This window comes from Tateyamaria pelophila, from assembly GCF_019966495.1.
GTDB classification, from domain to species: Bacteria; Pseudomonadota; Alphaproteobacteria; order Rhodobacterales; family Rhodobacteraceae; genus Tateyamaria; species Tateyamaria pelophila.
Genome location: NZ_JAIMIA010000204.1, coordinates 1 through 4,962, shown reverse-complemented (window position 1 = coordinate 4,962; position 4,962 = coordinate 1). Strand labels below are relative to the sequence as shown.

The following is a 4,962-nucleotide window of genomic DNA, read 5'->3' as shown; positions in this document are numbered from 1 at the left end:
TAGCAAAGATGAATCAGAGCCTTCGGAAAACGTCCAGACCCAAACACCCGATTCCCTTATTTCACAACAGATCCTAAACCAAACACACGTGCATTCTCTGCATGAGCCAATGCAACGAATTTCAAATCTCCCTTCAGATCGGCATTTTTCGGGGGCGCACCCATTAACGGCCTACCCCCCCCCTTGTCGTCGTCGACGCGCGTTTTGGCAAATTCTGCACGCCTGCCGCCGGGCTTCAATCGGACGTCCCGGTTGTCGCCAATGGCGTCACAATTCCATCTGTCTGGATCAGCGCGCCGATGGCAAACTGGTCTTCGTCGTCACAACTTGAAGGCACGGCGTAGAATCGCAGTCTGAACGGCGCGCAAATGGCCGATACGCAATTCGCAAACAGGTCGCATCGTCCAAAAGCTCATTTTATGTCATCATGCCGCTGCGCACCAATGTCTGACTGATATCCGAAGAGTCCGCAGGTTACGCTGCCCAAGATTGCAAAAAACCTTGATGCCGTCCCTGGAAGAGGCGACATCTGAAGACAAACAAAGCGAGATCGCAAAGCCCCATGACATCAGACAGAGCCAAGTCCGGACCCGTACTTCCGCTTGAGGACACCGGGACGACAAAGGCGGAGACGACACGACACCCGAAATCAAGCGGCCGGAAACGGCTGCTGCTGATCCCGCTGTTCATGGCGACGCTGTTCAGCGGTGCGGTGATCGGCATGTATTTCCAACCTCCCGGCCTGCGCGCCTTTTTCAACGCGACCGGGCTTGAGCCCGGCGCCGGAACCGACACTCCGATTGCCGTTGCGATCCGGCAGGTAGCCACACAGGAACAGGTCGCAGTGATCAGCGAAGGCGATGTGGTGGCCCTTGGACGGATCATTCCCAAGGGCGACGTGATCAGCGTGGCACCCCCATCGGGGGCTGGTGATGCACGGATTGCAGAAATCCGCGTCTCGCCCGGCGATCATGTCGAGGCGGGCGCAATTCTCGCCGTCCTGGACAACCTCGGACAACGGAAAAGTGCGGTCACCTCGGCGGAGGCGAATTTGCGCATCCAGACCGCAACACTCGCGCAAACACGCGCGTCGAACGCAGCAAGTCTGGCAGAGGCACAAGCCTCCTTCGACCGCGCAGAAGCCACGGCGGCAGCGGCGCAAGCGGAGCTGACGCGGAGCACCTCGTTGTTGGAACGCGGCGTAACAACACGCGCCGCTTTCGATGACATCGTCGCCCATGCAAACGAGGCCGCCCGCGATGTGGAGCGCGCCCGCGCGACCCTGTCCCGCTTTGAGGCTGGATCGGAAACCGTGCAGGCGGATATCGCCGTGTCGGAGGCGAACCTGGAGGCTGCGCGCGCAGATCTGTCCGCCGCGACCCTGGACCTCGACAGCGCTTTTGTGCGCGCACCCGCGCAGGCCACCGTTCTGGACATCAACGCGCGCATCGGGGAGCGTCCGCCATCGAGCGGGATCTTCGACCTCGGTGACACTTCCCAAATGACGGTTGAGGCCGAAGTCTATCAGACCATGATCGGACGGGTGACCATCGGCGATCCGGTCACGGTCTCGGCAGAGGCGCTGGCGCGGGATCTGCGCGGCGTCGTCTCGGCCATCGGGCTTGAGATCGGCCGTCAGTCCATCATGTCGGACGATCCTGCCGCTAATACGGATGCGCGTGTGGTGGACGTGATCGTGACGCTCGATCCGGCCTCCTCGGCCCTGGCGGAGACCTTCACCAACCTCGAGGCCGTCGTGCGGATCGATGCGGGCCGTGCGCAATGACGGCACTGTTGACACTGCTGTTCAGGCGCTTGCCAATCGGATGGCTGCAACTGTCGCACAACAGGACCCGCCTGATCGCCGCCGTGTCCGGGGTCGCTTTTGCCAACCTTCTTGTCTTCATGCAATTGGGCATCATGGGGGCGTTGAACGGATCGACCATTGCCCCGTATGCGATGCTGAATGCGGATATCATCATCTCCTCCGAAGAAGGCAATACGCTTACCGACAGTGGCAACGTGGCCCGCATCCGCCTGTTTCAGGCGCTTGGCGTGCCGGGTGTCGCAGGCGCCGCTCCGCTCTACATCGACAACCTGCCGTTCACGCTCGCCGATGGCAGCTCGGTTTCGTTGCTGACCTTCGGTGTCGATGTGACAAGTACCGAGTACGTGTCCCCCGACATCGCACCCCTTTTGCACGGCCTGACCCTCGAGAACACCGTTTTGCTGGATCGCGATACGCGTGGAATGCCTGCTTCGGTGATCGACGACATCGACGCCGGACGCAGCTTTGCCTTCGAGGCACGTGGCGAAACGCTCACGGCTGTCGAGACGATCAATGTGGGCGGCGGGTTTCTGGCCGACGGGATGATGATGACCTCGGACCAGACCTTTCTGCGTTTCTTCCCGGACCGGACCAGCAGCGCGCCCAGCCATATCCTGCTCAAAGTCGATGATGGTGTGTCGCCGCAAGTCGTCGCCCAACGGCTGCGCGCCGCCCTCCCCGCCATCAGCGTCAAGGTGCAAACCACGGGCGAGTCCGCACAAGCCGATCTGACCTTCATGTCCGTCGAACGCCCCACGGGGATTATCTTCGGTTTCGGTGTCTTCATGGGCATCCTTGTCGGTCTGGTGATCGTCTATCAGGTACTGTCAACGGACGTGGCGGACCACTTGAGCGAATACGCGACCTTCAAGGCGATGGGCTATGGCCAATCCTTCTTCCTCGGCATCGTGTTCGAAGAAGCCATCGTGCTGGCAGTGTTCGGCTTCATTCCCGGCTTTGTCATCTCAATGGGTCTTTACGCAGCGCTGAACGCGGTGACCGGTTTGCCCGTCGAAATGGAGGCCGCCCGCGCCGTGTTCGTCTTTTTTGGCACGCTCATCGCCTGCACCCTGTCCGGGGCGATCGCCACCAGACGCCTCGCCGCCGCCGATCCGGCAGATTTGTTCTGATGGCGGATGAAGCCCCGCTCCAGGTGACTGGCCTCAATCATTTTTTCGGCTCGGGAGAAGCGCGCAAACAGGCTCTGTTCGATCTGAATGTGACCATTGAGCGGGGCAGTCTGAACATCCTGATGGGGCCATCCGGATCGGGCAAGACCACGGCATTGACCCTCATGGGATGCCTGCGCGAGGTGCAGGACGGCAGCGTGCGCCTGTTGGGTCAGGAATTGAACGGTGCCAGCGAGGCCCAGATGGTTGGCCTGCGGCGCAGGTTGGGGTTCATCTTTCAGGCGCACAACCTGCATGAAAGCCTGACCGCCACCCAGAACGTCCTGATGGGGCTTGAGGTGCACGGCAAGGCGGATCCCGTCAAACAACGCACCGCAGCGCATCACATCCTTGACGTGCTGGGACTGGCCGATCGCCGCGATTATCTTCCCGCAAACCTCTCGGGCGGGCAGAAACAGCGCGTCGCGGTGGCGCGTGCGCTGGTGTCAAATCCCGAAATCATTTTTGCCGATGAACCCACCGCCGCACTCGACAGGGAGTCAGGACACACCGTGGTCGAGATGCTGAAAGCGCTCGGAGTAGTCCGCGGCATCACGACGGTCATGGTCACCCACGACGCCCGGATCATGGACATGGCCGACAGGATCATAACGCTCGAGGATGGCCGTCTCGTCCGTGACACCCAATCCGCGCCGCAGGCAGGCTGAATCACGTTGCCTATGGATGGTCCCCGAATGTACGGTGCTCGCGACACGGTCAAACGGCGATTGAGTTCAAGACCTGCCGTGTAGGGCAGCTTCCTCACAGTACATATGAAATGGAAATTACTTTTGCGTATTAAATTCGGCACCTCAAAAGAACGATTGATCGTCGCATGGCACTAAGGCTTCTCTTGGCGAAAAGTATCCCCGCCGGAGGCAAAAAAACTCTTTTGCGGATCCGACTGCGTCACGGACTGACTTCTTTCGGGCAGCGCCAGTCGCCGTTTTGCACCCACGATCACACAAGGCCGCATGCCGGATGAACCCAGTCTTCAAAGCAGCCTTCTGGATGTCGGGGTCCATCGCATCATTTTCATCCATGGCCGTGGCCGGACGGGAAATCAGCACATCCCTCGATACCTTTGAAATCATGCTGTTTCGCAGCGCGGTCGGCGTGCTGATCGTTTGCAGCGTGGCATGGGCAACCAACGCATGGAGCAGTATCAAGACCGACAGGCTCAAGACCCACCTTTTCCGCAACCTCGCGCATTTCACCGGTCAGAACCTGTGGTTCTATGCAGTGACAGTGATCCCGCTGGCTCAGGTCTTTGCGCTCGAGTTCACGTCGCCGATCTGGGTGATCGTACTGAGCCCCCTGATCCTGGGCGAACGCCTGACGCCTGTGCGCGCGCTGGCGGCCTTCATGGGCTTTATCGGCATTCTGATTGTAGCGCGCCCCGATATGTCTGGTCTCAGTCCCGGCGTGATCACCGCCGCATCCTCCGCCATCTTCTTTGCAATCACCATCATGCTGACCAAGCGGCTGACCCGCCACGAAAAGATCATCTCCATCATGTTCTGGCTGACCTCGATGCAACTTGTGATGGGATTGATCATGGCCGGGTACGATGGTGACATCGCCCTGCCCACGCTCGCCGCATTGCCCTGGGTGTTCCTGATCGGGCTGGCCGGGCTCTTGGCGCATTACTGCCTGACCAATGCGCTTGCCATCGCGCCGGCCACGGTTGTGGTGCCGATTGACTTCATCAGGCTGCCAACCATCGCCGTGATCGGCATGCTCGTTTACGGTGAAGCGGTGAGTGTCTGGGTATTTTTGGGCGCAGCCATCATCTTTGCGGGCAACTACCTGAACATTTGGGTCGAGACGCGCGCGCCCAAGACGCTCTGACGGAAATGACACGTTTTATGACGCTCCGTCACATATATTAGGCAGCACACCCATTAATTCTTGTTTGATTGCATAGTTTTGTGATTCAGTTTCGTTCAAACAACGGGCGGGAGG

At 59.8% G+C, this 4,962-nt stretch carries 4 protein-coding genes; all 4 read left to right on the top strand.

Features of this window, described 5'->3' with window-relative positions; all coding sequences use genetic code 11:
• The first annotated feature begins 562 nt into the window (after nt 1-562).
• Nucleotides 563-1,786: an HlyD family efflux transporter periplasmic adaptor subunit gene (locus LC354_RS26300; RefSeq protein ID WP_223428918.1), complete on the top strand. Its 1,224-nt coding sequence runs from the start codon at nt 563-565 to the stop codon at nt 1,784-1,786.
• A gap of 8 nt (nt 1,787-1,794) precedes the next feature.
• Nucleotides 1,795-2,958: an ABC transporter permease DevC gene (gene devC / locus LC354_RS26295; RefSeq protein WP_223428917.1), complete on the top strand. Its 1,164-nt coding sequence runs from the start codon at nt 1,795-1,797 to the stop codon at nt 2,956-2,958.
• Nucleotides 2,958-3,665, top strand: a complete 708-nt coding sequence (locus LC354_RS26290) for an ATP-binding cassette domain-containing protein (protein WP_223428916.1) — start codon at nt 2,958-2,960, stop codon at nt 3,663-3,665. Before devC ends, LC354_RS26290 begins: the two co-directional genes overlap by 1 nt.
• 313 nt (nt 3,666-3,978) lie before the next feature.
• Nucleotides 3,979-4,848, top strand: coding sequence for a DMT family transporter (locus LC354_RS26285; RefSeq protein WP_223428915.1), 870 nt, complete (start codon nt 3,979-3,981; stop codon nt 4,846-4,848).
• Nucleotides 4,849-4,962: the final 114 nt, after the last annotated feature.

Excerpts from the sequence above, each read along its gene's own strand:
- LC354_RS26290 (WP_223428916.1), top strand. The coding sequence starts at position 2,958 with ATGGCGGATGAAGCCCCGCTCCAGGTGACTGGCCTCAATCATTTTTTC.
- LC354_RS26285 (WP_223428915.1), top strand. The coding sequence starts at position 3,979 with ATGAACCCAGTCTTCAAAGCAGCCTTCTGGATGTCGGGGTCCATCGCA.
- LC354_RS26300 (WP_223428918.1), top strand. The coding sequence starts at position 563 with ATGACATCAGACAGAGCCAAGTCCGGACCCGTACTTCCGCTTGAGGAC.